General features: G+C 71.6%; 25 protein-coding genes. 24 read left to right on the forward strand and 1 reads right to left on the reverse strand.

Annotation, left to right across the window (positions count from 1 at the left end):
* Positions 1–6: 6 nt before the first annotated feature.
* The 13 genes from H343_RS0113660 (at position 7) to nusB (ending at position 13125) form a co-directional block, all read left to right on the forward strand.
* Positions 7–342: a DUF6167 family protein gene (locus H343_RS0113660; protein ID WP_028431609.1), complete on the forward strand. Its 336-nt coding sequence runs from the start codon at positions 7–9 to the stop codon at positions 340–342.
* Complete coding sequence (alaS, locus tag H343_RS0113665) at positions 342–3014, forward strand: alanine--tRNA ligase (RefSeq protein WP_028431610.1); 2673 nt, start codon at positions 342–344, stop codon at positions 3012–3014. Before H343_RS0113660 ends, alaS begins: the two co-directional genes overlap by 1 nt.
* On the forward strand, positions 3014–3478 hold the full coding sequence (ruvX, locus tag H343_RS0113670; protein ID WP_028431611.1) for a Holliday junction resolvase RuvX: 465 nt from the start codon (positions 3014–3016) through the stop codon (positions 3476–3478). The genes alaS and ruvX overlap by 1 nt, the downstream gene beginning before the upstream one ends.
* A gap of 128 nt (positions 3479–3606) precedes the next feature.
* The gene (gene mltG, locus H343_RS0113675; protein WP_028431612.1) at positions 3607–5349 is read left to right on the forward strand and encodes an endolytic transglycosylase MltG; all 1743 of its coding nucleotides are present in this window, start codon (positions 3607–3609) and stop codon (positions 5347–5349) included.
* Positions 5349–6221 (forward strand): shikimate dehydrogenase, encoded by an 873-nt coding sequence (locus tag H343_RS0113680; protein WP_037903654.1) that lies wholly within the window; start codon positions 5349–5351, stop codon positions 6219–6221. The genes mltG and H343_RS0113680 overlap by 1 nt, the downstream gene beginning before the upstream one ends.
* A 166-nt stretch (positions 6222–6387) precedes the next feature.
* Positions 6388–7572 (forward strand): chorismate synthase, encoded by a 1185-nt coding sequence (aroC, locus tag H343_RS0113685; RefSeq protein WP_028431614.1) that lies wholly within the window; start codon positions 6388–6390, stop codon positions 7570–7572.
* On the forward strand, positions 7569–8084 hold the full coding sequence (locus tag H343_RS0113690) for a shikimate kinase (RefSeq protein WP_028431615.1): 516 nt from the start codon (positions 7569–7571) through the stop codon (positions 8082–8084). The genes aroC and H343_RS0113690 overlap by 4 nt, the downstream gene beginning before the upstream one ends.
* The gene (gene aroB, locus H343_RS0113695) at positions 8081–9181 is read left to right on the forward strand and encodes a 3-dehydroquinate synthase (RefSeq protein WP_028431616.1); all 1101 of its coding nucleotides are present in this window, start codon (positions 8081–8083) and stop codon (positions 9179–9181) included. Before H343_RS0113690 ends, aroB begins: the two co-directional genes overlap by 4 nt.
* Positions 9178–9618 carry a type II 3-dehydroquinate dehydratase gene (gene aroQ / locus H343_RS0113700; RefSeq protein ID WP_028431617.1) on the forward strand — a complete coding sequence of 147 codons (441 nt, stop codon included), beginning with the start codon at positions 9178–9180 and terminating at the stop codon, positions 9616–9618. The genes aroB and aroQ overlap by 4 nt, the downstream gene beginning before the upstream one ends.
* A gap of 136 nt (positions 9619–9754) precedes the next feature.
* On the forward strand, positions 9755–10735 hold the full coding sequence (locus H343_RS0113710; protein WP_078505574.1) for an AAA family ATPase: 981 nt from the start codon (positions 9755–9757) through the stop codon (positions 10733–10735).
* 191 nt (positions 10736–10926) lie between these two features.
* Positions 10927–12057, forward strand: coding sequence for an aminopeptidase P family protein (locus H343_RS0113715; RefSeq protein ID WP_028431619.1), 1131 nt, complete (start codon positions 10927–10929; stop codon positions 12055–12057).
* Positions 12058–12130: 73 nt separating this feature from the next.
* Positions 12131–12697, forward strand: a complete 567-nt coding sequence (gene efp, locus H343_RS0113720) for an elongation factor P (RefSeq protein WP_028431620.1) — start codon at positions 12131–12133, stop codon at positions 12695–12697.
* Between the two features lie 2 nt (positions 12698–12699).
* Entirely contained in the window at positions 12700–13125 is a 426-nt protein-coding gene (gene nusB / locus H343_RS0113725) for a transcription antitermination factor NusB (RefSeq protein WP_028431621.1), read from the forward strand.
* Between the two features lie 154 nt (positions 13126–13279).
* On the opposite strand, the gene bldD is transcribed toward nusB, so the two are convergent.
* Positions 13280–13780, reverse strand: a complete 501-nt coding sequence (bldD, locus tag H343_RS0113730) for a transcriptional regulator BldD (protein ID WP_028431622.1) — start codon at positions 13778–13780, stop codon at positions 13280–13282.
* A gap of 229 nt (positions 13781–14009) precedes the next feature.
* Here bldD and pyrR point away from each other — a divergent pair, with 229 nt between their 5' ends.
* The 11 genes from pyrR to rpoZ all read left to right on the forward strand — a co-directional run bounded on the left by pyrR (position 14010) and on the right by rpoZ (position 26062).
* Entirely contained in the window at positions 14010–14606 is a 597-nt protein-coding gene (gene pyrR, locus H343_RS0113735) for a bifunctional pyr operon transcriptional regulator/uracil phosphoribosyltransferase PyrR (protein WP_028431623.1), read from the forward strand.
* A 206-nt stretch (positions 14607–14812) separates the two neighbouring features.
* Positions 14813–15829, forward strand: coding sequence for an aspartate carbamoyltransferase catalytic subunit (locus H343_RS0113740; protein WP_028431624.1), 1017 nt, complete (start codon positions 14813–14815; stop codon positions 15827–15829).
* Between the two features lie 2 nt (positions 15830–15831).
* A complete protein-coding gene (locus H343_RS0113745) occupies positions 15832–17163 on the forward strand; it encodes a dihydroorotase (protein ID WP_051265156.1) in 1332 nt (443 codons plus the stop codon).
* Positions 17160–17780: a PH-like domain-containing protein gene (locus H343_RS30500; RefSeq protein ID WP_106958844.1), complete on the forward strand. Its 621-nt coding sequence runs from the start codon at positions 17160–17162 to the stop codon at positions 17778–17780. The genes H343_RS0113745 and H343_RS30500 overlap by 4 nt, the downstream gene beginning before the upstream one ends.
* Positions 17780–18973, forward strand: coding sequence for a glutamine-hydrolyzing carbamoyl-phosphate synthase small subunit (gene carA, locus H343_RS30505; protein ID WP_051265244.1), 1194 nt, complete (start codon positions 17780–17782; stop codon positions 18971–18973). The genes H343_RS30500 and carA overlap by 1 nt, the downstream gene beginning before the upstream one ends.
* Entirely contained in the window at positions 18966–22280 is a 3315-nt protein-coding gene (carB, locus tag H343_RS0113760) for a carbamoyl-phosphate synthase large subunit (RefSeq protein WP_028431626.1), read from the forward strand. The genes carA and carB overlap by 8 nt, the downstream gene beginning before the upstream one ends.
* A gap of 117 nt (positions 22281–22397) precedes the next feature.
* The gene (locus tag H343_RS0113765; protein ID WP_028431627.1) at positions 22398–23546 is read left to right on the forward strand and encodes a quinone-dependent dihydroorotate dehydrogenase; all 1149 of its coding nucleotides are present in this window, start codon (positions 22398–22400) and stop codon (positions 23544–23546) included.
* Positions 23543–24400, forward strand: coding sequence for an orotidine-5'-phosphate decarboxylase (pyrF, locus tag H343_RS0113770; RefSeq protein ID WP_028431628.1), 858 nt, complete (start codon positions 23543–23545; stop codon positions 24398–24400). Before H343_RS0113765 ends, pyrF begins: the two co-directional genes overlap by 4 nt.
* Positions 24401–24724: 324 nt before the next feature.
* On the forward strand, positions 24725–25048 hold the full coding sequence (gene mihF / locus H343_RS0113775) for an integration host factor, actinobacterial type (RefSeq protein WP_028431629.1): 324 nt from the start codon (positions 24725–24727) through the stop codon (positions 25046–25048).
* An 82-nt stretch (positions 25049–25130) separates the two neighbouring features.
* On the forward strand, positions 25131–25727 hold the full coding sequence (gene gmk, locus H343_RS0113780) for a guanylate kinase (protein WP_028431630.1): 597 nt from the start codon (positions 25131–25133) through the stop codon (positions 25725–25727).
* Positions 25728–25786: 59 nt separating this feature from the next.
* Positions 25787–26062 carry a DNA-directed RNA polymerase subunit omega gene (gene rpoZ, locus H343_RS0113785; protein ID WP_028431631.1) on the forward strand — a complete coding sequence of 92 codons (276 nt, stop codon included), beginning with the start codon at positions 25787–25789 and terminating at the stop codon, positions 26060–26062.
* The last annotated feature ends 61 nt before the right edge of the window (positions 26063–26123 follow it).

The raw sequence follows: 26123 nt of genomic DNA on the forward strand, positions 1-26123 counted from the left end.
GCGAAGATGTTCCGCCGTGCCTTCTGGTTCACCACCGGCGCCGCCGCCGGTGTCTGGGCCAGCGCCAAGGTCCAGCGCAAGATCCGCTCCATGGCGCCCGACGCTCTCGCGGTGCGCGCCGCGGACAAGGCCGTCGTCACCGGCCACCGCCTCAAGGGTTTCGCTCTCGACGTCCGCGCCGGAATGACCCAGCGCGAGGCCGAACTGAACGACGCGCTGGGGCTGAACGCACCGCCGGACCCGGAGCGTCCCGGGCTGCCCGCCCAGGCCCGCAGACCGCAGCTGGGCCCGGCGGCCCGGCGGGGCCGCACACACCCGTACGACCGGAAAGAGGACCTCTGATGGAGTCGGCTGAAATCCGCCGCCGCTGGCTGCGCTTCTTCGAGGAGCGGGGGCACACCGTCGTGCCGTCGGCGTCACTGATCGCGGACGATCCGACGCTGCTGTTGGTGCCGGCGGGCATGGTCCCCTTCAAGCCGTACTTCCTGGGTGAGGTCAAGCCGCCGTACAAGCGCGCCACCAGCGTGCAGAAGTGCGTGCGCACGCCGGACATCGAGGAGGTCGGCAAGACCACCCGCCACGGGACCTTCTTCCAGATGTGCGGCAACTTCTCCTTCGGTGACTACTTCAAGGAGGGTGCGGCCAAGTACGCCTGGGAGCTGCTGACCTCCCCTCAGGACCGGGGCGGTTACGGCCTGGAGCCGGAGCGGCTGTGGATCACGGTCTACGAGGAGGACGACGAGGCGGAGCGCATCTGGCGCGACGTCGTCGGCGTGCCCGCCGAGCGCATCCAGCGGCTGGGCAAGGCGGACAACTACTGGGACATGGGCGTCCCGGGCCCGTGCGGCCCCTGCTCGGAGATCAACTACGACCGCGGTCCCGAATTCGGCCCCGAGGGCGGCCCCGCCGTCAACGACGAGCGCTACATCGAGCTGTGGAACCTCGTGTTCATGCAGTACGAGCGCGGCCCCGGCGAGGGCAAGGACTACCCCATCCTCGGCGACCTGCCCAGCCAGAACATCGACACCGGCCTGGGCTTCGAGCGCCTGGCGATGGTCCTGCAGGGCGTGCGCAACATGTACGAGATCGACACCTCGCGCATGATCATCGACAAGGCGACCGAGCTGACGGGTGTGGTCTACGGCGACGCCGAGCAGTCCGACGTCTCCCTGCGGGTGGTCGCCGACCACATCCGTACCGCCATCATGCTCATCGGCGACGGCGTCACCCCCGGCAACGAGGGCCGCGGCTACGTGCTGCGCCGCATCATGCGCCGGGCCATCCGCAACATGCGCCTGCTGGGAGCCTCGGGCACGACGGTGGCGGAGCTGACCGACACCGTCATCAAGGCCATGGCGCCGCAGTACCCGGAGCTGGAGACCGAGCGCAAGCGCATCGAGACCGTCGCCCTCGCCGAGGAGGCAGCCTTCCTCAAGACGCTGCGCGCGGGCACCAACATCCTCGACGCCGCCGTCACCGACACGCAGACGGCGGGCAGTTCGGTCCTGCCGGGTGAGAAGGCCTTCCTGCTGCACGACACCTGGGGCTTCCCGATCGACCTCACCCTGGAGATGGCCGCCGAACAGGGCCTGTCCGTGGACGAGCCGGGCTTCCGGCGGCTGATGCAGGAGCAGCGCGACCGTGCCAAGGCCGACGCCAAGGCCAAGAAGCAGGGCCACGCAGACCTCTCCGCGTACCGTCAGATCGCCGACAGCAGCGGCGTCACCGACTTCACCGGCTACAAGGAGACCGGCGCCGAGGCGGCCGTCGTCGGACTGCTCGTCGACGGCGTCTCCTCGCCCGCCGCCCACGAGGGCGACGAGGTGGAGGTCGTACTCGACCGCACCCCCTTCTACGCCGAGGGCGGCGGCCAGCTCGCCGACACGGGACGCATCCGGCTGGACAGCGGCGCCGTGATCGAGGTGCGCGACGTCCAGACACCCGTCACCGGCGTGCATGTGCACAAGGGCTTCGTGCAGGTCGGTGAGGTGACGGTCGGCGCCTCCGCGCACGCCCGGATCGACGTGGACCGCCGGCGCTCCATCGCCCGCGCCCACAGCGCCACCCACCTCACGCACCAGGCCCTGCGCGATGCCCTGGGGCCGACGGCCGCCCAGGCGGGCTCGGAGAACTCCCCGGGCCGCTTCCGCTTCGACTTCGGCTCCCCCTCCGCGGTGCCCGGCACGGTCCTCACCGACGTGGAGCAGAAGATCAACGAGGTGCTGGCGCGTGAACTCGACGTCTCCGCCGAGTACATGGGCATCGACGAGGCCAAGAAGCAGGGTGCGCTGGCCGAGTTCGGCGAGAAGTACGGCGACCGGGTGCGTGTGGTGACGATCGGCGACTTCTCCAAGGAGCTGTGCGGCGGCACCCACGTGCACAACACCGCCCAGCTCGGCCTGGTCAAGCTGCTCGGGGAGTCCTCCATCGGCTCCGGTGTGCGCCGGGTCGAGGCCCTGGTGGGCGTCGACGCCTACAAGTTCCTCGCCCGTGAGCACACGGTCGTCTCGCAGCTCACCGACCTGCTCAAGGGCCGTCCGGAGGAGCTGCCCGAGCGGATCTCCTCCATGGTGACCCGGCTGAAGGACGCCGAGAAGGAGATCGAGCGCTTCCGCGCCGAGAAGGTGCTGCAGGCCGCCGCCGGTCTCGCCGAGGGGGCCACGGACGTACGCGGCGTGGCCGTGGTCGCCGCGCAGGTTCCGGATGGCACGGCTGCGGACGACCTGCGCACCCTGGTGCTGGACGTCCGTCAGCGCATCACGGGTGGCCGTCCCGCCGTCGTCGCGCTGTTCGCTGTCACGGGTGGCCGTCCGCTCACCGTCATCGCCACCAACGACGCCGCAAGGGACCGCGGCCTGAAGGCCGGCGACCTGGTGCGCGGTGCGGCGAAGGCGCTCGGCGGCGGAGGCGGGGGCAAGCCGGACGTCGCCCAGGGCGGCGGTCAGAACCCGGCCGCGGTCCCCGACGCCGTCGCCACGGTGGAGCGGCTGGTGGCCGAGAGCGGCAGCGCCTGATGCGCCGAGGCCGGCGCCTCGCCGTCGATGTGGGCGACGCCCGCATCGGGGTGGCCTCCAGCGACCCGGACGGGCTGCTGGCGACGCCGGTCGAGACCGTTCCCGGGCGTGATCTTCCGGCGGCGCAGCGGCGGTTGGCCGCGCTGGTGGGCGAGTACGAGCCGATCGAGGTGGTGGCCGGGCTGCCGCGCTCCCTGAAGGGGGGCGAGGGCCCGGCCGCGGCCAAGGTCCGCCGCTTCGCCGAGGAGTTGGCGAGGAAGATCACACCCGTGCCGGTCCGGCTGGTGGACGAGCGGTTGAGTACAGTCACTGCGGCGCAGGGCATGCGCGCCTCCGGCGTGAGCTCGAAGAAGGGCCGTTCCCGCATCGATCAGGCTGCGGCGGTGGTCATTCTGCAGAGCGCCCTGGAAACTGAACGGATGTCAGGCAGTCCACCCGGGCAATGCGTCGAAGTGGTTGTCTGATCGCGATACGGTAACGTTCCCGCGACACGGCAGAGGCCTGAGGACGGCTCGCACACCCCGGGGTGCCGCGGGCGCCTCGACCCGGCGCGACCGGGGGACGACGCCGTTCCGGCGGATCTAGGGGATCGATGACTGAGTATGGCCGGGGGCATGGCTCCGAACCGTGGCGTCCCGATGACCCCCTCTACGGGGACCACGGTTGGGACGGTGGCCGTCGTGTCACCTATCAGGGCGAGGGCGACCCGTACGCCGACCCGTACGCGGACCCCTACTCCGACCCGTACGGCACCGGTCAGCACCAGGTACCGCACCAGCAGCAGGGCCAATACCCGCAGCAGCCGCAGGACTTCCACGGCCAGGGCGGCCACGTGGGGCACTCGGGGCACGGGGGGCACAGCCAGGGCGGCTACGACACCATGGGCGGCGGGCACTACGGCCAGGGCTACGGCATGGGCGCCACCGACCCGCACGGGATGCGGCCCGCCGCCGACCCGTACGACACCGGAGCGCAGCCCGGTTACTACCCCGCCCCTGAGGGCTATCCGACCGGGCAGCACCAGCAGGGCCACCCCGGCATGTACGCCGGCCCCGGGCACCAGGGCCCCGGGCACCAGGGCCCCGGGCACCAGGCGGGCGCCGACGAGTACCACGCGCCCTCCGGCGGACCCGGTGCCCCTCCCCGGGACCTCGAAACCGGCTGGGACCCCGGCCCCGACCAGGGCGAACATGCCTTCTTCGCCGACCGGGGCGACGCGGAGGACGACCCGGACGACGCCGACGGCAAGGGCGGCCGGCGCAGCGGCCGCAAGGGCAGCGGGGAGACCAAACGCAGGAGCGGCTGCGCCTGCATGGTCGTCTCGCTCGTCCTCGTCGGCGGCCTCGGTACGGCCGGCTACTTCGGCTACGACTTCTACCAGTCCCACTTCGCTCCGGCACCCGACTACTCCGGCAGCGGCTCCGGCCAGGCCCAGGTGAAGATCCCCGACGGTGCGTCGATCGCCGACATGGGCAGCGCCCTGCAGGAGGCCGGCGTCGTCAAGAGCTCCGGTGCGTTCGTCGAGGCGGCCCAGGGCGACAGCAAGGCGGGCGGTATCCAGCCGGGCACCTACAGCCTGCGCAAGCAGATGTCGGGTGCCGCCGCGCTGAAACTCATGCTCGACCCCGCCAGCCAGAACGCGCTGATCATCTCCGAGGGCCTGCGCGCCAAGAAGATCTACCAGCTCATCGACGAGAAGCTGGACGAGGCCGAGGGCACCACCGAGAAGACGGCGAAGAAGGCCGACCTGGGGCTTCCGCGGTCGGCGGGCGGCAACCCGGAGGGCTACCTCTTCCCCTCCCGCTACAGCGTCGGTGAGAACAGCGACCCGGCGAACGTACTGCGCGAGATGGTCAAGCGGGCCAAGGCCGAACACGCCAAGGTCAACCTCGAAGCGGAGGCGCGCAAGGCCGGCCGGACACCGCGGGAACTGCTCACCGTCGCCTCCCTCATCCAGGCCGAGGCCCAGCAGGACGAGGAGTTCGGCAGGGTCTCACGGGTCATAGCCAACCGGCTGGACAAGCAGATGCTGCTCCAGTTCGACTCGACCATCAACTACGCCAAGGGGCGCTCCTCGCTGGACGTCTCCGTCGAGGACACCCGGCTCGACTCGCCCTACAACACCTACCGCAACCGCGGCCTGCCGCCCGGCCCCATCGACAACCCCGGCCACCAGGCCATCGAGGCCGCGCTCAAGCCGACGAACGGCGACTGGCTCTACTTCGTCACGGTCAAACCGGGCGACACCCGCTTCACCGAAAGCAAGGCCGAACACGACCGCAACGTGAAGGACTTCAACGCGGAGCAGCGCAAGAAGAGGGAGAACGGCGGCTGATGCACCACCGGCACGACCCCGTACGGCCCGCGCCCCCGGCGTCGTCGGCCGTCCGGCGTGCGGCTGTCCTCGGCTCACCCGTGGCCCACTCGCTCTCCCCGGTGCTGCACAGCGCGGCCTACCGTGAACTGGGCCTGACGGGATGGACGTACGAGCGCCACGACGTGGACGAGAGCGGCCTCGCCGCCTTCCTCGACGGTCTCGACACACGGTGGGCGGGCCTGTCGCTGACGATGCCGCTGAAGCGCGCGGTGATCCCGCTGCTGGACGAGGTGGCGCCCACGGCGGCGTCCGTCGAGGCGGTCAACACCGTGCTCTTCGGCGGGGGCAGGCGCGTCGGGGAGAACACCGACATCCCCGGCATGGTCGCCGCCCTGCGGGAGCGCGGTGTCGAACGCGTGAGCAGTGCCGCCGTCCTCGGCGCCGGAGCCACGGCCTCCTCTGCGCTCGCCGCGCTGGCCCGCGTGTGCACCGGCGAGGTGACCGCGTACGTACGGGGTGAGCAGCGGGCACGTGAGATGCGGGGCTGGGGCGAGCGTCTCGGCGTGCCGGTGCGGGTCGCCGCCTGGGCGGACGCCGCCGAGGCGCTGACGGCGCCCCTGGTGGTCGCCACGACACCGGCGGGAGCCGCGGACGCGCTGGCGGAGCGCGTCCCCGCCCGCCCCGGCACGCTGTTCGACGTGCTCTACGACCCGTGGCCGACGCCGCTGGCCGCCGCCTTCTCCCGGCGGGGCGGGACCGTCGTCGCCGGGCTGGATCTCCTTGTGCACCAGGCCGCGCTGCAGGTCGAGCACATGACGGGCCGCTCGCCCGCGCCCCTGGCCGCGATGCGTGCCGCGGGCGAGGAGGCCCTCCACGCCCGCACGGCGTGACACGACGGGGCGTGCGGGACGGCCGGAGTGCCCGCGAGGCCCTCCCGGACGGTCACCGTTCCGGCCTGTGGACCGGCAGCCGGCTGCGTCCGCGCACGTGGCAAGATCGGGGCAGGCCCAACCAGGACCACAAGAGGGCGCCGAGGCGCTGGATCGAGGAGCACCGTTGAGCAGGTTGCGCTGGCTGACGGCGGGGGAGTCGCACGGCCCCGCACTGGTGGCGACGCTGGAAGGGCTGCCCTCCGGTGTCCCCGTCACGACCGGCATGGTGGCGGACGCGCTGGCACGGCGCCGGCTGGGTTACGGGCGCGGCGCGCGGATGAAGTTCGAGCAGGACGAGGTCACCTTCATCGGCGGCGTCCGGCACGGCCTCACCCTCGGCTCGCCGGTCGCGATCATGGTGGGGAACACCGAGTGGCCCAAGTGGGAGCAGGTGATGGCCGCCGACCCCGTCGAGGCCGAGGTGCTGGACGGGCTCGCGCGCAACGCGCCGCTGACCCGTCCCCGGCCCGGACACGCGGACCTCGCCGGCATGCAGAAGTACGGCTTCGACGAGGCCCGGCCCGTGCTGGAGCGTGCCTCCGCACGGGAGACGGCGGCCCGGGTGGCGCTGGGCACGGTGGCCCGCTCCTACCTGCGGGAGACCGCCGGGATCGAGATCGTCTCGCACGTGGTCGAACTCGGCGCGGCCAGGGCGCCCTACGGGACCGTGCCACAGCCCGGCGACGAGGAGCGCCTGGACGCCGATCCGGTGCGCTGCCTGGACGCCGCGGCGAGCAAGGCGATGGTCGCCGAGATCGACCAGGCACACCGGGACGGCGACACCCTGGGCGGCGTGGTCGAAGTGGCGGCGCACGGCGTGCCCGTGGGCCTGGGCTCGCACGTCCACTGGGACCGGCGGCTGGACTCGCGGCTGGCCGGCGCGCTGATGGGCATTCAGGCGATCAAGGGCGTGGAGCTGGGCGACGGCTTCGGCCTGGCGCGGGTTCCCGGCTCCGAGGCGCACGACGAGATCGTCCCCGGCGAGGCGGGACTGCGTCGCGCCTCCGGCCGTTCCGGGGGCACCGAGGGCGGGCTGTCCACCGGTGAACTGCTGCGCGTCAGGGCGGCGATGAAGCCGATCGCGACCGTGCCGCGCGCTCTTGCCACCGTCGACGTGCACACCGGTGAGGAGACCCGCGCCCACCATCAGCGATCCGACGTGTGCGCGGTGCCGGCAGCGGGGATCGTGGCCGAGGCCATGGTCGCCCTGGTGCTGGCGGACGCGGTGGCGGAGAAGTTCGGCGGCGACAGCGTCGTCGAGACGCGCCGCAACGTGCGCGGATTCCTCGACAGTCTGGAGATCAAGTGACCGGGCCGGCCGTCATCCTCATCGGCCCCATGGGCGTGGGCAAGACGACCGTCGGGCGGCTGCTGGCGCAGCGGCTGGACACCGACTGCCGCGACACCGACCAGGACATCGTCGACGCCGAGGGCAGGCCGATCTCTGAGATCTTCCTCGACGAGGGCGAGGAGCACTTCCGTGCCCTGGAGCGCGCCGCCGTGCGCACCGCTCTCGCTGAGCACACGGGCGTACTGGCGCTGGGCGGCGGCGCCGTCCTCGCCGAGGAGACCAGATCACTGCTCGCCGGTGCCCGGGTGGTCTTCCTGGACATGGACGTGGCCGAGGCCGTCAGGCGGGTCGGGCTGGACGCCCCGCGGCCGCTGCTGATGATGAACCCCCGCAAGCAGTGGCGGGAGCTGATGGACGTGCGCCGTCCCCTCTACACCGAGGTCGCGCGCGCCGTCGTCAGCACCGTCGACCGCACCCCCGACGAGGTCGCCGACGAGATCCTCGACGTCCTGGAGCTGAAGCAGTCATGAACAGCCAGAACCACGAGCCCGTACGCGTCACGGTGGGCGGCGGCGCGGGCACACCGCCCTACGACGTGCTCATCGGCCACCGGCTCCTCGGTGAGCTCTCCGGCCTGATCGGCACCGCCGCCAAGCGCGTGGCCGTCCTCCACCCCGAGGCGCTCGCCGAGACCGGCGAGGTGCTCCGCGAGGACCTGGCGGAGCAGGGCTACGAGGCCATCGCCGTCCAGCTGCCCAACGCCGAGGAGTCCAAGACCGCCGAGGTCGCCGCCTACTGCTGGAAGGCGCTGGGCCGGAGCGGCTTCACACGCAGCGACGTCATCGTCGGCGTGGGCGGAGGCGCCACCACGGACGTGGCGGGCTTCGTCGCGGCGACCTGGCTGCGCGGCGTGCGCTGGATCGCGGTACCGACCACCGTGCTGGGCATGGTGGACGCCGCCGTCGGCGGAAAGACCGGCATCAACACCGCCGAGGGCAAGAACCTCGTGGGCGCCTTCCACCCGCCCGCCGGGGTGCTGTGCGACCTGGCGGCCCTGGAGTCGCTGGGCGTGCACGACTACGTGGGCGGCCTCGCCGAGGTCGTCAAGGCGGGCTTCATCGCGGACCCCGTCATCCTGGAGCTGATCGAGGCCGACCCGCAGGCCGCCCGTTCCCCCTCGGGCCCGTGCACCGCGGAGCTGATCGAACGCTCCGTGAGGGTCAAGGCGGAGGTCGTCTCCACGGACCTGAAGGAGTCCGGGCTGCGCGAGATCCTCAACTACGGGCACACGCTCGCCCACGCCATCGAGAAGAACGAACGCTACGAGTGGCGGCACGGCGCGGCCGTCTCCGTCGGGATGGTCTTCGCCGCCGAACTGGGCCGCATCGCGGGCCGCCTGGACGACGCCACCGCCGACCGGCACCGCGCCGTCCTCACCTCGGTGGGCCTTCCCGTCACCTACCGCGGCGACCAGTGGCCCAGGCTGCTGGAGACCATGCGGGTCGACAAGAAGTCCCGCGGCGACCTGCTGCGCTTCATCGTCCTGGACGGCCTGGCCAAACCGGCCGTGCTGGAAGGCCCCGACCCGGCCATGCTGCTCGCCGCGCACGCGGAGATCGCCGCATGAGCCGCCGCGTACTGGTGCTGAACGGGCCGAACCTCTCCCGTCTCGGCTCCCGCGAACCCGACGTCTACGGGGCGACCTCCTACGCCGGCCTGGTCGAGCAGTGCACCGCGCTGGGCGAGGAGTTGGGCTTCGCGGTGGAGGTGCGCGAGACCAACGACGAGGGCGAGATGATCCGCTGGCTGCACGAGGCGGCGGACGGCTCGCTTCCCGTGGTCATCAACCCCGGTGCCTTCACCCACTATTCGTACGGGATGCGGGACGCGGCGTCGCAGCGCACGGCGCCGCTGATCGAGGTGCACATCTCCAACCCGCACGCACGGGAGGAGTTCCGGCACACCTCGGTCGTCTCCCAGATCGCCAGCGGCACCATCGCCGGCTTCGGCATCGGCAGCTACCTCCTCGCGCTGCGGGCCCTGGCCGGGGAACAGCGGGGCTGATACCGGATATCGGGCACTCGGTGCCGCCCCGGTCCGTTCAACAGCAACAACCGGGTCGGCACCGTCCGGTACTGTCACACCATCGTGGTGCCGCACGTGCGGTGCCCGCGGACGCGAGACGGAAGTTGGGGAGCGGATGCAGCAGTACGGGGCGCAGCAGCCCGTCCCTCCGCCGGACTCCTTCCCCGGTTTCCAGCAGGGTCGGCGTCCTCCGTATCCCGGGCAGGTACCACCCCCGTCCGCGCCCCCGTCCGCACCGCCGCCGGGCCGGCAGGGCGGGCACCACCCGCAGCCGCCCCACCAGCCGCCTCAGCCGCCGCTCCGGCCTCCACTCCCGCAGCAGCCTCCGGCCCAACCGCCGGCCCAGCCGCCCGCCCAGCCTCCGGCCCCGGCCGCGCCGCCGCCCGTACCGCCCGCTCCCTCCTCCGTGCCGGAGAGCAGGCCTCCGGGCGACGCGGAGGTGCCCGCCGCCGAGACCACAGGCCATCTGCACCTCTCCCGGGGCGCCCGAGTCGAGATTCCCGCACCGCACACCGATCCGGCCCAGCTGGATGCGACCCGCGCCGCCGTGGCCGTCCTGCTCATCGGCCCCGCCGGGGCGGGCAAGACCTCGGTGGCCCGGTACTGGGCCGACCGCCGTGCGGTGCCCACCGCGCACGTCAGCCTCGACGACGTCCGCGAGTGGGTGCGCTCCGGATTCGCCGACCCGCAGACCGGCTGGAACGACCACTCCGAGGCCCAGTACCGCCTGGCGCGCCGCACCTGCGGCTTCGCCGCCCGCAACTTTCTGGCCAACGGCATCTCCTGCATCCTCGACGACGCCGTCTTCCCCGACCGTCCCGTGGTCGGGCTCGGCGGCTGGAAGCGGCACGTGGGCCCCGGCATGATCCCGGTCGTCCTGCTGCCGGGACTGGAGATCGTGCTGGAGCGCAACGCCGCCCGCAGCGGCAACCGGCGCCTGAGCGACGAAGAGGTCGCCAACATCCACGGCCGGATGGCGGGCTGGTACGGCTCCGGCCTGCCCATCATCGACAACTCCCGTCAGGACATCGCCACCACGGCCCGGATGCTCGACGACGTCGTCGCCCGGAGTCTGGCCAGCCCGCCGCCCTGGTGAGGGCCCGGAGGCCCGCCGGACGGGCACGGCCTCCCCGCTCTCCCGCACACTCCGCCCTCCTGCGCCTCGGTCCGCAGCTCCGCCCGGAGCACGAACGCACACAGCCCCGGAACGCGCTCACACGCCCGCCCGTCGCCCGCACGGCCCCGTACGGACTGCCTCCACCGGCAGCTCTCCGTACGCTCGGGAACATGTCCGAGGTCCATGTGGCTCGCCGCGCCCTGCTCCGTGAGCGCTGCGCCGCGAGCGCCGCGCAGGACGGTCCCGCCGACGCGGTGCTGGTGACCCGGCCCGCCAACATCCGCTATCTGACCGGTCGTCCGCCGCACGGAGCCGCCCTGCTCCTCGGCCCCGACGGCACCGACACCCTGCTCGGGGCCGCCACCCCCGAGAGCCCTCACCACCCCGCCGGCAGCCACCCCGACGACGACCTGCGCACCGGCCTGCTCGAGGACCCCGGGGGCGATACGGCCGTGGCCGCCGCCGATCTCGCCGCGACGGCCGGCGCGAGCAGCCTCGCCGTCGAGGAGCACCACCTCACCGTCGCCCGGTACCGTGCGATGTCCTCCGTGGCCGGCGGCCTTCGGCTGAGCGGTCTGGCCTGCCCCGTCGAACAGCAGCGGGTCATCAAGGACGAGGAGGAGATCGCCGCCCTGCGCGTCGCCGCCGAGATCACCGACCAGGCGCTGGGCGAGCTGCTGGAGTCGATCCTCGTCGGCCGCACCGAACGCCATCTCGCGCTGGAACTGGAGCGCAGGCTCATCGACCACGGCGCCGAGGGCTCCGCCTTCCCCACGTCCGTCGCCACGGGCCGCAACTCGGGCCTCGCCCGGCACCGCCCCACCGACCGGCGTGTGGAGGAGGGCGACTTCCTCTCCGTCCGTCTGGGCGCCCAATACCACGGCTACCGCTGCCAGATCGGCCGTACGTTCGTGATCGGAACCGCCCCGGAGGACTGGCAGGTCGAGCTGTACGACCTGGTCTTCGCCGCTCAGCGGGCCGGGCGGGAAGCCCTGACACCCGGCACGGCCTGCAGCAACGTGGACCGCGCGGCACGTGCCGTACTGGACGCGGCCGGGCACGCCGGTCAGCTCGGCTCCGCCACCGGCAACGGGGTGGGACTGGAAATCGGTGAGGACCCTCGGCTGTCACCTGGGGCCATGGGTAAACTGGACGCTTGTGTGCCGGTCACCATCGAGCCCGGGGTCCATCTTCCGGGCCAGGGCGGTGTCCGGATCGATGACACGCTCGTCGTCCGCCCCGCGGCGGACGGCGGACCCGAGCTACTCACCATCACGACCAAAGAGCTGCTCGCTCTCTGACACCCGACAGGGTGACTCAGGACGGGCGGCCCTCTGGTTTCCCGCAGCAGCAGTCTCAGGAGATTCCGCAACCGTGGCATCCACGAACGACCTCAAGAACGGCATGGTGCTCAAGCTCGACAGCGGCCAGCTCTGGTCCGTCGTCGAGTTCCAGCACGTCAAGCCCGGCAAGGGGCCCGCCTTTGTCCGTACGAAGCTGAAGAACATCATGTCCGGCAAGATCGTCGACAAGACGTTCAACGCGGGCACCAAGGTCGATACGGCGACCGTGGACCGACGCGGGATGCAGTTCTCGTACAAGGACGGCGAGTACTTCGTCTTCATGGACATGGAGACCTACGACCAGATCCACGTCACCCCCGAGATCGTCGGCGATACCGCCAACTATCTGCTGGAGGGCTTCGAGGCCACGGTCGCGATGTACCAGGGCGAGGCGCTCTTCGTCGAACTGCCCGCGGCCGTCGAGCTGACCATCCAGCACACCGAGCCCGGAGTCCAGGGCGACCGCTCCACCGGCGGCTCCAAGCCCGCCCGGCTGGAGACCGGTTACGAGGTCGGCGTGCCCCTCTTCATCACCACGGGTGAGAAGATCAAGGTCGACACCCGCTCCGGCGAGTACCTCGGCCGGGTGAACAGCTAACCGTGGCAGCCCGTAACAAGGCCCGGAAACGCGCCTTCCAGATCATCTTCGAGGCCGACCAGCGCGGAACCACCGCGCCGGAGGTCCTCGAGGACTGGCTACGGCACGCGGGGGCCGACGAGCGGCAGCCGCCCGTCAGCGAGTACACGATGGAGCTCATCGAGGGGTACGCGCGGAACGCCCCGCGCATCGACGAGCTGATCTCGACCTACTCGGTGGGGTGGACGCTGGACCGGATGCCGGTCGCGGACCGGTGCATCCTCCGGCTGGCGGCGTACGAGCTGATCTGGTCGGAGGACGTCCCCGAGGCGGTCGTCATCGACGAGGCGCTGGACATCGCCGGGGAGTTCTCCACGGACGACTCCCCGGCGTTCATCAACGGCCTGCTCGGCCGGCTCAAGGACCTCAAGCCGACGCTTCGCCGCTGACCCGCACCGGCCCTGCAGAAAGCCGCCGCCTGTGCACCGCCCCGCGGAGGGGCGGTGCACAGGCGGCGGCATGTCCGCCCGGCCCGGCGGCACGTTTCTGCACTCCGGTGCCGGGCAGGGAGAGCCTGCCCGGCTGACCTCGGAGCTCAGTCGTTCAGGCGTCCTCGTGGGCCACGGCGCGGCGGGCGTCCGCGTCGAGCACGCCCCAGCTGATGAGCTGCTCGGTCAGCACCGACGGGGACTGGTCGTAGATCACTGCCAGCGTGCGCAGGTCGTCCTGGCGGATGGAGAGGACCTTGCCGTTGTAGTCACCGCGCTGGGACTGGATCGTGGCCGCGTAGCGCTGGAGGGGGCCCGCCTTCTCCGCCGGCACGTGGGCCAGGCGCTCCAGGTCGAGCACGAGCTTCGGCGGCGGCTCGGCGGCCCCGCCCGGAGTGGTGCCGGGCAGCAGCTCCTGCACGGGCACACCGTAGAAATCCGCCAGCTCGGCGAGGCGCTGAACGGTGACGGCGCGGTCGCCGCGCTCGTACGAACCGACCACGACCGCCTTCCAGCGGCCCTGGGACTTCTCCTCGACTCCGTGGAGGGAGAGGCCCTGCTGGGTGCGGATGGCCCGGAGCTTCGCTCCGAGCTGCTTGGCGTATTCGCTGGACATAAGGCTCCCCGCGGACGAGAAAGTGGTAACTCACTGTGAGGTTACGCAGCGTAATGTCCGGCGTCAAGCCGAACGGTGACGAGCTTTGTGAAGGTGCGCGGAATCGTGCCCTCCGGGTTCCTTGCCGGCCCGCTTCCATGCCTTCTGTGTGCCACTGGTACGGTTGCGCCGACAGCTCAGACGTCCTTTAAGGCCCGTCCCGTGAGGCGGGGAAGGGGGTCCTTTCCGTATGGACAACGGCAGCAGGGGCGCCGGCGGCGGCCGCCCCGTTCTCGAGGCGCCGGACATCGCGCGCGTCCTCACACGCATCGCCCACGAGATCGTCGAACGCGCCAAGGGCGCCGATGACGTGGTGCTTCTCGGAATTCCCACCCGCGGTGTCTTCCTGGCCTCCCGCCTGGCGGACAAGCTCGCGGAGATCACCGGACGGGAGATCCCGTACGGCTCGCTCGACATCACCATGTACCGCGACGACCTCCGGCTCGGCCCCGCCCGTGCCCTCGCGCGCACGGAGATCCCGCCCGACGGCGTCGACGGGCGGCTGATCGTCCTCGTCGACGATGTGCTCTTCTCCGGCCGCACCATCCGTGCCGCTCTGGATGCTCTCGGTGACATCGGACGCCCCCGCGCGGTCCAGCTCGCCGTGCTCGTCGACCGCGGACACCGTGAACTGCCCATCCGCGCCGACTACGTCGGCAAGAACCTGCCCACCTCCCTGCGGGAGACGGTCAGGGTCCAGCTCGCCGAGGAGGACGGCCACGACGGCGTGCTGCTCGGCAGCGCCCCGCCGGACGGCGAGCACCCGGAACGCCACACCGAGCGCTAGCCCCTCCGCATCCGAAGCCGTCGCGTACGCGCCGTGGGCCCCGCACACCGCACACCCACCCGCGAACCCGTGCGCCTCGCGGCGCCCGCATGCGCCGGCCGCCCCCCGCACACCCCGCCCGGCCCCGGCTCGTCCGGCGGAGCGGACCCGGCAACCGCACACGAACGCCCCGCCCGCCCCGGCCACCGACCCACGGAAGGCAACAGATGAAGCGCCACCTCATCTCGGCCGCCGATCTGACCCGCGACGACGCCGTACTCATCCTCGACACCGCCGAGGAGCTGGCGCGGGTCGCCGACCGGCCGATCAAGAAGCTGCCGACCCTGCGGGGCCGCACCGTCGTCAATCTCTTCTTCGAGGACTCGACGCGCACCCGCATCTCCTTCGAGGCAGCTGCCAAGCGCCTCTCGGCGGACGTCATCAACTTCTCCGCCAAGGGCTCCTCCGTCTCCAAGGGCGAGTCACTCAAGGACACCGCGCTGACCCTGGAGGCGATGGGCGCCGACGCCGTCGTCATCCGGCACCACAGCTCCGGCGCCCCGCACCGGCTGGCCACCTCCGGGTGGATCGGCGGCTCCGTCGTCAACGCCGGTGACGGTACGCACGAGCACCCCACCCAGGCCCTTCTGGACGCCTTCACCCTGCGCCGGCGCCTCGCGGGCGGCGAAGGGGACCTGGCGGGGCGGCGCATCACCGTCGTCGGCGACGTGCTGCACAGCCGCGTCGCCCGCTCCAACGTCCATCTGCTGAGCACGCTCGGCGCGGAGGTGACCCTCGTCGCGCCGCCGACGCTGGTGCCGGTGGGCGTGGAGACGTGGCCGTGCGAGGTGAGCTTCGACCTGGACGCGGTCCTCGCCAAGTCCGACGCCGTGATGATGCTGCGCGTCCAGCGGGAGCGCATGAACGCGGCCTTCTTCCCCACCGAACGTGAGTACGCACGGCGCTACGGACTGGACGGCCAGCGCATGGCACGCATGCCGGGGCACGCCGTCGTGATGCACCCCGGCCCGATGAACCGGGGCATGGAGATCACCGCGGAGGTCGCCGACTCACCGCGCTGTACGGCCGTCGAGCAGGTCACCAACGGCGTCAGCATCCGGATGGCCGTGCTGTACCTGCTGCTCGGCGGCTCCGAGCCGGCCGTCTCCGGCTCCCCGCAGGCACATCCGGCCGAGGCGCCGGACGACGTCCCGGCCCCCGCCCGTACCGAGGAGAACGAGTAACCATGACCGAGCCGAAGAAGACGGCACCCGGCAGCACCCCCGCCACCTCCGGCAAGACCCTGATCCGCGGCGCGCGGCTGCTGGGCGGCGACCCGCGGGACGTGCTCATCGACGGCGGGACGGTCGCCGAGGTGGGCACCGGCCTCCGTGCCGCCGGCGCGGAGGTGATCGAGGCCGGCGGCGGGATTCTGCTGCCTGGGCTCGTCGACCTGCACACGCACCTGCGCGAGCCGGGCCGTGAGGACTCCGAGACCGTGCTGACCGGCACGAAGGCCGCAGCCATGGGCGGGTTCACCGCCGTGCACGCCATGGCCAACACCTTCCCCGTCGCCGACACCGCCGGCGTCGTGGAGCAGGTGTGGCGCCTGGGCCGCGAGTCGGGCTACTGCGATGTGCAGCCCGTCGGAGCCGTGACCGTCGGCCTGGAGGGCAAGCAGCTCGCCGAACTGGGAGCCATGCACGACTCCGCCGCCGGGGTGCGGATCTTCTCCGACGACGGCAAATGCGTCGACGACGCCGTGATCATGCGCAGGGCGCTGGAGTACGTGAAGGCCTTCGACGGCGTCGTCGCGCAGCACGCGCAGGAGCCGCGGCTGACGGAGGGCGCCCAGATGAACGAGGGCGTCGTCTCCGCCGAGCTCGGCCTGGGCGGCTGGCCCGCCGTCGCCGAGGAGTCGGTCATCGCCCGGGACGTGCTGCTCGCCGCCCACGTCGGTTCGCGTGTGCACATCTGCCATCTGTCCACCGCCGGCTCGGTCGAGCTGGTGCGCTGGGCCAAGTCCAAGGGCTGGCAGGTCACCGCGGAGGTCACCCCGCACCACCTGCTGCTCACGGACGAGCTCGTGCGCTCCTACGACCCGGTCTACAAGGTGAACCCGCCGCTGCGCACCGAAGCGGACGTACGGGCGCTGCGCGAGGCACTCGCCGACGGCACCATCGACTGCGTCGCCACCGACCACGCCCCCCACCCCCACGAGGACAAGGACTGCGAGTGGGGTGCGGCGGCCATGGGCATGGTCGGGCTGGAGACGGCGCTGCCGGTCCTGCAGCACACGATGGTGGAGACCGGGCTGCTGGACTGGGCCGGGATCGCCGAGCGGATGTCCCGCCGCCCGGCGGCCATCGGCCGCCTGCACGGCCAGGGCCGTCCCGTCGCCGCAGGTGAGCCCGCGAACCTGGTGCTGCTCGACCCGGACTACCGTGGCCGTGTGGACCCCGCGGGCTTCGCCTCCCGCAGCCGCAACACCCCCTACGAGGGCCGCGAACTGCCGGGACGCGTCACGCACACATGGCTGCGGGGACGAGCGACAGTCGTGGACGGGAAACTGGCGTGAACGCACTCTCCCCTGCCTCCGTGGCCGCCGTCGCCGCGGAACCCAGGTCGCAGGAGGTCACCGACTGGGCGGCCCGTATCGGCTGGGTCGTGGGTCTGGCGCTGTTCGTGGCGCTGCTGTACTGGCTGATGCGGCAGGGCTGGAAGTGGCGCGGCACCCTCCAGGGCGACCTGCCCGAACCGCCCGTCGCACCGGACGACGGCCGGGCCCTGGGCGCGGTGCTGCTCCAGGACGCCGGGCGCTACCACGGCTCCACCACCGAGGGGCAGTGGCTCGACCGGATCGTCGCCCACGGCCTGGGCACCCGCAGCCGCGCCTCGCTCACGCTCACCGAGGCGGGCGTGGACGTACGGCGCCCCGGAGCGCGGGACTTCTTCATCCCCGCGCGTCAACTGCGCGGCGCACGGCTGGAGAAGGGCATCGCGGGCAAGGTGCTCACCGAGGGCGGCTTGCTGGTGATCACCTGGGAGCACGGGGAGCGCCGGCTCGACTCCGGATTCCGCTTCGACCACGCCGCCCGGCACGCGGACTGGACGCGGCGGATCGGCGAACTCACCGGCGACAGCGGCGTCGCCGGCACGTACCACCACGCGGCAACCCCTGAGAGGGACACATGATGACGACCTCCGCCCGGCACGCCGCCGGGTCCCCCGCCGTACTGGTCCTGGAGGACGGCCGCAGCTTCCGCGGACGCGCGTACGGTGCCGTGGGGGAGACCTTCGGCGAAGCCGTCTTCAACACCGGCATGACCGGCTACCAGGAGACCCTCACCGATCCCTCGTACCACCGGCAGGTGGTCGTGATGACCGCCCCCCACATCGGCAACACCGGCGTCAACGACGAGGACGCCGAGTCCGCGCGCATCTGGGTCGCCGGATACGTCGTACGCGACCCCGCGCGCACACCCTCGAACTGGCGCTCCGTGCGCTCCCTGGACGAGGAGCTGACCGCTCAGGGCGTCGTGGGCATCAGCGGCGTCGACACCCGCGCGCTCACCCGTCACCTGCGGGAGCGCGGCGCGATGCGCGCCGGCATCTTCTCCGGCGAGGCCGCGGCGGCGGGCGAGGCGGCGCTGCTGGAGCGGGTGCGGTCCGCGCCCGCGATGGCGGGCGCCGACCTGTGCGGTGAGGTGGCCACCCGTGAGCCGTACGTCGTACCGGCACGCGGCACCAAGCGCTTCACCGTCGCCGCCGTCGACCTCGGCATCAAGGGCATGACGCCGCAGCGGATGGCGGAGCGCGGCATCGAGGTGCATGTGCTGCCCGCGGACGCGAGCGCCGAGGATGTCTACGCCGTCGATCCGGACGGCGTCTTCTTCTCCAACGGGCCGGGCGATCCCGCCACCGCCGGGCACCCCGTCGCGCTGATGCGGGCGGTACTGGAGCGCGGCACGCCGCTGTTCGGCATCTGCTTCGGCAACCAGATCCTCGGACGGGCCCTGGGCTTCGGCACCTTCAAGCTCAAGTACGGGCACCGGGGCGTCAACCAGCCGGTGCAGGACCGTGCGACGGGCAAGGTCGAAGTCACCGCGCACAACCACGGCTTCGCTGTCGACGCCCCCCTGGGGACGGTGAGCGAGACACCCTACGGGCGTGCCGAGGTCTCCCACGTCTGCCTCAACGACAACGTGGTCGAGGGGCTGCGGCTGCTCGACCGGCCTGCCTTCAGCGTCCAGTACCACCCCGAGGCGGCGGCGGGACCGCACGACGCCTCCTACCTCTTCGACCGCTTCACCGCCCTCATGAGCGGGGAAGCCGACCCCTCGAACGACCAGCACAGCAGCCAGTACATGGAGGGCCAGAGTGCCTAAGCGCACCGACATCCAGTCCGTTCTGGTCATCGGCTCGGGCCCGATCGTCATCGGTCAGGCCGCCGAGTTCGACTATTCCGGCACCCAGGCGTGCCGGGTCCTCAAGGCCGAGGGCCTGCGGGTGATCCTGGTCAACTCCAACCCGGCCACGATCATGACCGACCCGGAGATCGCCGACGCCACGTATGTCGAGCCGATCACCCCGGAGTTCGTCGAGAAGATCATCGCCAGGGAGCGCCCCGACGCGCTGCTGCCCACCCTGGGCGGGCAGACCGCGCTGAACACCGCGATCTCCCTGCACACCTCCGGGGCGCTGGCGAAGCACGGCGTGGAACTGATCGGCGCCAACGTCGACGCGATCAACAAGGGCGAGGACCGGGACCGGTTCAAGGAGGTCGTCGAAGCCGTCCGCGCCCGCACCGGACACGGCGAGTCCGCGCGCTCCGTCATCTGCCACTCCATGGACGAGGTGCTCGCGGGGGCCGACAGCCTGGGCGGCTACCCGGTGGTCGTACGGCCCTCCTTCACCATGGGCGGCGCGGGCTCCGGCTTCGCCCACGACGAGGACGAGCTGCGCCGTATCGCGGGGCAGGGGCTGACGCTCTCCCCGACCACCGAGGTGCTGCTGGAGGAGTCCATCCTGGGGTGGAAGGAGTACGAGCTGGAGCTGATGCGCGACAAGAACGACAATGTCGTGGTCGTCTGCTCCATCGAGAACTTCGACCCGATGGGTGTGCACACCGGCGACTCCATCACCGTGGCGCCCGCGATGACGCTCACCGACCGTGAGTACCAGACCCTCCGGGACGTCGGCATCGCGATCATCCGCGAGGTCGGTGTGGACACCGGCGGGTGCAACATCCAGTTCGCCGTCGACCCCTCCGACGGGCGCGTCGTGGTGATCGAGATGAATCCGCGTGTCTCGCGCTCCTCCGCCCTGGCTTCGAAGGCGACCGGTTTCCCGATCGCGAAGATCGCCGCGAAGCTGGCTGTCGGCTACACGCTGGACGAGATTCCCAACGACATCACCGAGCAGACACCCGCCTCCTTCGAGCCCACACTCGACTACGTCGTCGTCAAGGCGCCGCGGTTCGCCTTCGAGAAGTTCCCTGCCGCCGACGACACCCTGACGACCACCATGAAGTCGGTGGGCGAGGCGATGGCGATCGGCCGCAACTTCCCCGAAGCGCTCAACAAGGCTCTGCGTTCGCTGGAGAAGAAGGGCAGCCAGTTCGACTTCACCTCCCCTCCCGGCGACAAGGCCGCACTGCTGGAGCGGGCCGCGCGGCCGACCGACGGCCGCATCAACACCGTCATGGACGCCATCCGTGCGGGCGCCGCGCCGAAGGAGGTCTTCGACGCCACGAAGATCGACCCCTGGTTCACCGATCAGCTCTTCCTGATCAACGAGATCGCCCAGGAGGTCGCGGGGGCACGGGAGCTGAGCCCGGGACTGCTCGCGGAGGCCAAACGTTACGGCTTCTCCGACGCCCAGGTCGCGTCGCTGCGCTCGCTGCGTGAGGACGTCGTACGGGAGGTGCGGCACGCGCTGGGCATCCGGCCCGTCTACAAGACGGTCGACACCTGCGCCGCCGAATTCGCCGCCCGTACGCCCTACTTCTACTCCTCCTACGACGAGGAGAGCGAGGTCGCACCGCGCGAGAGGCCCGCCGTGATCATCCTCGGTTCGGGCCCCAACCGCATCGGCCAGGGCATCGAGTTCGACTACTCCTGCGTGCACGCCTCCTTCGCGCTGAGCGCGGCGGGCTACGAGACCGTGATGGTCAACTGCAACCCGGAGACCGTCTCCACCGACTACGACACCTCCGACCGGCTCTACTTCGAGCCGCTCACCCTGGAGGACGTACTGGAGATCGTGCACGCCGAACAGGCGGCAGGACCGGTCGCCGGAGTCGTCGTCCAGCTCGGCGGGCAGACACCGCTCGGCCTCGCGCAGGCGCTGAAGGACAACGGCGTGCCGATCGTGGGCACTTCACCCGAGGCGATCAACCTCGCCGAGGAGCGGGGCGCCTTCGGCCGGGTCCTGGAGGAGGCCGGACTGCCCGCTCCCAAGTACGGCACCGCCTACTCCTTCGAGCAGGCCAAGGGCATCGCCGCCGGGATCAACTACCCCGTCATGGTGCGCCCTTCGTACGTGCTCGGCGGACGCGGCATGGAGATCGTCTACGACGAGCCCTCGCTGGCGGCGTACCTGGAGCGGCACGCAGGCCTGATCTCCGAACACCCCGTCCTCATCGACCGGTTCCTCGACGACGCGATCGAGATCGACGTCGACGCCCTCTACGACGGCGAGGAGCTCTACCTCGGCGGCGTCATGGAGCACATCGAGGAGGCGGGCATCCACTCCGGCGACTCCGCCTGCGCGCTGCCCCCGATCACCCTCGGCGGCCACGACATCAAGCGGCTGCGGGCCTCGACCGAGGCCATCGCCCGGGGCGTCGGCGTGCGCGGACTGATCAACATCCAGTTCGCGATGGCCGGTGACATCCTCTACGTCCTGGAGGCCAACCCACGCGCCTCCCGTACGGTCCCCTTCACCTCCAAGGCGACAGCCGTTCCGCTGGCGAAGGCCGCCGCCCGCATCTCCCTGGGCGCCTCCGTCGCACAGCTGCGCGCCGAGGGCATGCTGCCCGCCTCCGGCGACGGGGGAGACCTGCCGCTGGACGCGCCGATCTCGGTGAAGGAGGCCGTGCTGCCCTGGACCCGCTTCCGCGACGTGCAGGGAAGGGGCGTCGACACGGTGCTGGGCCCGGAGATGCGCTCGACGGGCGAAGTCATGGGCATCGACTCGGTGTTCGGCACCGCCTACGCCAAGTCGCAGACCGCGGTCTACGGGGCGCTGCCGACCAAGGGCCGCGCCTTCGTCTCGGTCGCCAACCGCGACAAGCGCTCGCTGATCTTCCCGGCACGTGAACTGGTCGCGATGGGCTTCGAACTGCTGGCCACTTCCGGCACCGCCGAGGTGCTCAAGCGCAACGGCATCAACGCCACCGTCGTACGCAAGCACAGCGAGGGCCGCGGCCCCGACGGTGAGCCGACCGTCGTCCAGCTCATCCACGGCGGTCAGGTCGACCTGATCGTCAACACTCCGTGGGGCACCGGAGGCCGCCTGGACGGCTACGACATCCGCACCGCCGCCGTCGCCCGCGCCGTCCCATGTCTGACCACCGTGCAGGCCCTGGCCGCGGCGGTTCAGGGCATCGAGGCGCTCAACCGCGGCGAGGTGGGCGTCCGCTCGCTCCAGGAACATGCCGACCACCTCACGGCGGCCCGCAGGACACCCTGACGCGGCCCCTCCCGGGGGCTCCTGGCGCCTTCGGGAGCCCCCGGGTCCGTACGGCCGCCCGCCCCGACCGAACTCCCCCCGATCCTCTGTCCGTACGCACCCGAAGGCACCGCCCGCATGTACTCCCTGCTCTTCAAGACCGTCTTCAGCCGGATGGACCCGGAGAGGGCCCACCGGACCGCCTTCGCCTGGATCCGCCTGGCGTACCGCGTGCCGCTGCTCCGCGGCGTGCTGGCCGCCCGTCTGGCGCCGCACCGCGAGGAGTTGGAGACCCGGGCGCTGGGGCTGCGCATGCGCGGCCCCTTCGGTCTCGCGGCCGGCTTCGACAAGAACGCCGAGGGCGCCGACGCGCTGGCGATGCTCGGCTTCGGCCACGTCGAGATCGGCACCGTCACCGGCCGGCCCCAGCCGGGCAACCCCCCGAGGCGCCTCTTCCGGCTGGTGCCGGACCGTGCGCTGATCAACCGGATGGGCTTCAACAACGACGGATCTGCCGCCGTCGCCGCCCGCCTCGCCGCCCGTACGGCCCGCACCCTCCGCACCTCGCGTGCCGGGGACGGGAACCGCGCCGCGGCGGCCGTCGGCGTCAACATCGGCCGGACCAAGGCCGCGGGGGAGTCCGGAGCGGTCGCCGACCACGTCACCTCCACCGAACGCCTCGCCCCGTACGCCGACTATCTCGTCGTCAACGTCTCCTCGCCCAACACCCCCGGCCTGCGCGACATGCAGGCCACCGAGGCCCTGCGTCCCCTGCTCGCCGCCGTGCGGGAGGCCGCCGACCGCGCCGTACCGGGACGTCACGTCCCCCTGCTGGTCAAGATCGCCCCCGATCTCGCCGACGAGGACGTGGACGCCGTCGCCGACCTCGCGGTGGAGGCCGGCCTGGACGGGATCATCGCCACCAACACCACCGTCGCCCGCGACGGCCTCGGCCTGAGGTGCGAACCGTCACTGGCCGCGGAGGCGGGCGGCCTGTCCGGCGCCCCGCTGCGGGAACGCTCGCTGCAGGTGCTGCGCCGCCTGTACGCGCGTGTCGGCGACCGCGTCACCCTCGTCGGTGTCGGTGGCATCACGACCGCGGACGACCTCTGGCAGCGCATCCTCGCCGGTGCCACCCTCGTACAGGGCTACAGCGCCTTCGTCTACGAGGGCCCCGGCTGGGCCCGCGCCCTGCACGAGGGGCTGGCGGAACGGCTCGCTGCCAGCCCGTACACCACACTCGCCGAGGCAGTCGGCGCCGAACACCGGAAGGCCGAAGCCGCATGAGGACCAGGGAGCCCTTCGGTACCCGTCTGCGCCGCGTCATGGACGTCCGCGGGCCGCTCTGCGTCGGCATCGATCCGCACGCCCCGCTGCTGGCCGACTGGGGTCTGAACGACAACGTGTCCGGGCTGGAGCGGTTCAGCCGCACGGTGGTCGAGGCGCTGGCCGACCGGGTCGCCGTCCTCAAGCCCCAGTCCGCCTTCTTCGAACGCTTCGGTTCCCGCGGCACCGCCGTACTGGAGCGCGTCGTCACCGAGTCCCGCGATGCGGGCGCGCTGGTCGTCATGGACGCCAAGCGCGGTGACATCGGCTCCACCATGTCCGCCTACGCGGACGCCTTCCTCGACCCGGCCTCCACGCTCTTCTCGGACGCGCTGACCGTCAGCCCCTATCTGGGCTTCGGTTCGCTGCGTCCGGCGGTCGAGAGGGCACGGGCGAGCGGCTGCGGTCTGTTCGTCCTCGCGCTCACCTCCAACCCGGAGGGCGCGGAGGTGCAGCACGCGGTGCGGGAGGACGGGCGGAGCGTGGCCGCCACCGTGCTGGGACACCTGGCCGCGGAGAACGCCGGTGCACGGCCGATGGGTTCGTTCGGCGCCGTCGTCGGCGCCACCCTCGGCGGCACGGCGGGGGAGGCGGGCGTGGACCTTGCGGTGAACGGCCCGCTGCTGGCCCCCGGTCTGGGTGCGCAGGGGGCGACGGCAGCGGATCTGCCGCGGGTGTTCGGTGCGGCGGTGGGCAACGTCGTACCGAGCACCAGCAGAGGGGTGCTGCGCCACGGGCCGTCGGCCGGTGCTCTGCGCGGAGCCGCCGAGGCGGAAGCGCGGGCGCTGGCAGAGGTCCTGGGAAGGCGTGCGTGAGCGGGCCCGGAGGGCTGCCGATACGTTCCTGCTGTGCTGCCGCGTACCCGCTCCGCACCTGCGGTGATGCGCTGTGGAGGCGCCGACGCCCGCAAGTCTGGGCTTAGTTGACCTTAAAACTGGGGCGTTTTGTCCTTTAATGTCCCGATCGACTTGAGTCTGACCAGGACTTTTCCGCAGTTCTCGCTGACTCAGCCCTCACGGCCCGCTAGTCTCCGTCGAGAGCAGCGAGAACAGGTGCGCTGCTCATTGCTCCGCCCTGGCGGGGCTACGAAGGTTCCTCACAGAATCCATCCCAACAGTTCTAACTGAGGTGACGTAGGCGTGGCTCTTCCGCCCCTTACCCCTGAACAGCGCGCAGCCGCGCTCGAAAAGGCCGCCGCGGCTCGCCGGGAGCGCGCCGAGGTCAAGAACCGGCTGAAGCACTCCGGCGCGACCCTGCACGACGTGATCAAGCAGGGCCAGGAGAACGACGTCATCGGCAAGATGAAGGTCAGCGCTCTCCTGGAAAGCCTGCCCGGCGTGGGCAAGGTCCGCGCCAAGCAGATCATGGAGCGTCTCGGGATCTCCGAGAGCCGCCGCGTACGCGGCCTGGGCTCCAACCAGATCGCCGCCCTGGAGCGGGAGTTCGGCGGCGCGTCCGCCTGACCCGCCCGTATCCGGTACCGCGGGCCGCCAGCCCGCGGTGCCGTGGTGGCAAGGCACTGCCGACAACCGGGATAATCGCTGCATGAGTACCGCAGTCCCCCGGGGGGCCACCCCGGAACCTCCCGCCGGCAAGCCGCGGCTGACCGTGCTCTCCGGCCCTTCGGGCGTCGGCAAGAGCACGGTCGTCGCGCATCTGCGCAAGGCCCACCCCGAGGTGTGGCTCTCCGTCTCCGCAACCACCCGCCGGCCCCGTCCGGGCGAGGAGCACGGTGTGCAGTACTTCTTCGTCGACGACGAGGAGTTCGACAAGCAGATCGCCAACGGCGAGCTGCTGGAGTGGGCCGAGTTCGCGGGCAACCGCTACGGCACGCCCCGCAGGCCCGTACTGGCGCGTCTGGAGAGGGACGAGCCGGTCCTGCTGGAGATCGACCTGCAGGGCGCACGGCTGGTGAAGAAGGCCATGCCCTCGGCGCGGCTGGTCTTCCTCGCGCCCCCGGACTGGGAGGAGCTGGTGCGCCGCCTCACGGGCCGCGGCACGGAACCCCCGGAGGTCGTCGAACGCCGGCTCGCGGCCGCCCGTACCGAGCTGGCGGCCGAAGAGGAATTCGAGACCACCCTCGTCAACACCTCGGTCGAGGACGTCAGCGCCGAGCTGCTAGCCTTGATGCGGACCCCCTGAAAGCCTTCAGACCGCCGGTCCATTTGTGAACTTCACCGCACCCCTCCGGAAGGCAGAGCGTGTCCTCTTCCATCTCCACACCCGAGGGCATCATCAATCCGCCCATTGATGAGCTGCTCGAAGCCACCGACTCGAAGTACAGCCTCGTGATCTACGCGGCCAAGCGTGCCCGCCAGATCAACGCGTACTACTCGCAGCTCGGTGAGGGCCTCCTCGAGTACGTGGGCCCCCTCGTGGACACCCACGTCCACGAGAAGCCCCTCTCGATCGCTCTCCGCGAGATCAACGCGGGCCTGCTGACCTCCGAGGCGGTCGACGTCCCGGTCACGCAGTAAGCAGCAGAGGAGCACCGGCCACGGGCCCGGCGGCGCGACCGCCGGGCCCGTGGTGTGTCAT

The organism is Streptomyces sp. TAA204 (assembly GCF_000424965.1).

Coding starts and splice junctions, on each gene's coding strand:
- H343_RS0113660 (WP_028431609.1), top strand. CDS start 7: ATGTTCCGCCGTGCCTTCTGGTTCACCACCGGCGCCGCCGCCGGTGTC.
- alaS (WP_028431610.1), top strand. CDS start 342: ATGGAGTCGGCTGAAATCCGCCGCCGCTGGCTGCGCTTCTTCGAGGAG.
- ruvX (WP_028431611.1), top strand. CDS start 3,014: ATGCGCCGAGGCCGGCGCCTCGCCGTCGATGTGGGCGACGCCCGCATC.
- mltG (WP_028431612.1), top strand. CDS start 3,607: ATGACTGAGTATGGCCGGGGGCATGGCTCCGAACCGTGGCGTCCCGAT.
- H343_RS0113680 (WP_037903654.1), top strand. CDS start 5,349: ATGCACCACCGGCACGACCCCGTACGGCCCGCGCCCCCGGCGTCGTCG.
- aroB (WP_028431616.1), top strand. CDS start 8,081: ATGAACAGCCAGAACCACGAGCCCGTACGCGTCACGGTGGGCGGCGGC.
- aroQ (WP_028431617.1), top strand. CDS start 9,178: ATGAGCCGCCGCGTACTGGTGCTGAACGGGCCGAACCTCTCCCGTCTC.
- H343_RS0113710 (WP_078505574.1), top strand. CDS start 9,755: ATGCAGCAGTACGGGGCGCAGCAGCCCGTCCCTCCGCCGGACTCCTTC.
- H343_RS0113715 (WP_028431619.1), top strand. CDS start 10,927: ATGTCCGAGGTCCATGTGGCTCGCCGCGCCCTGCTCCGTGAGCGCTGC.
- bldD (WP_028431622.1), bottom strand. CDS start 13,780: ATGTCCAGCGAATACGCCAAGCAGCTCGGAGCGAAGCTCCGGGCCATC.
- pyrR (WP_028431623.1), top strand. CDS start 14,010: ATGGACAACGGCAGCAGGGGCGCCGGCGGCGGCCGCCCCGTTCTCGAG.
- H343_RS0113740 (WP_028431624.1), top strand. CDS start 14,813: ATGAAGCGCCACCTCATCTCGGCCGCCGATCTGACCCGCGACGACGCC.
- H343_RS0113745 (WP_051265156.1), top strand. CDS start 15,832: ATGACCGAGCCGAAGAAGACGGCACCCGGCAGCACCCCCGCCACCTCC.
- carA (WP_051265244.1), top strand. CDS start 17,780: ATGACGACCTCCGCCCGGCACGCCGCCGGGTCCCCCGCCGTACTGGTC.
- H343_RS0113765 (WP_028431627.1), top strand. CDS start 22,398: ATGTACTCCCTGCTCTTCAAGACCGTCTTCAGCCGGATGGACCCGGAG.
- pyrF (WP_028431628.1), top strand. CDS start 23,543: ATGAGGACCAGGGAGCCCTTCGGTACCCGTCTGCGCCGCGTCATGGAC.
- gmk (WP_028431630.1), top strand. CDS start 25,131: ATGAGTACCGCAGTCCCCCGGGGGGCCACCCCGGAACCTCCCGCCGGC.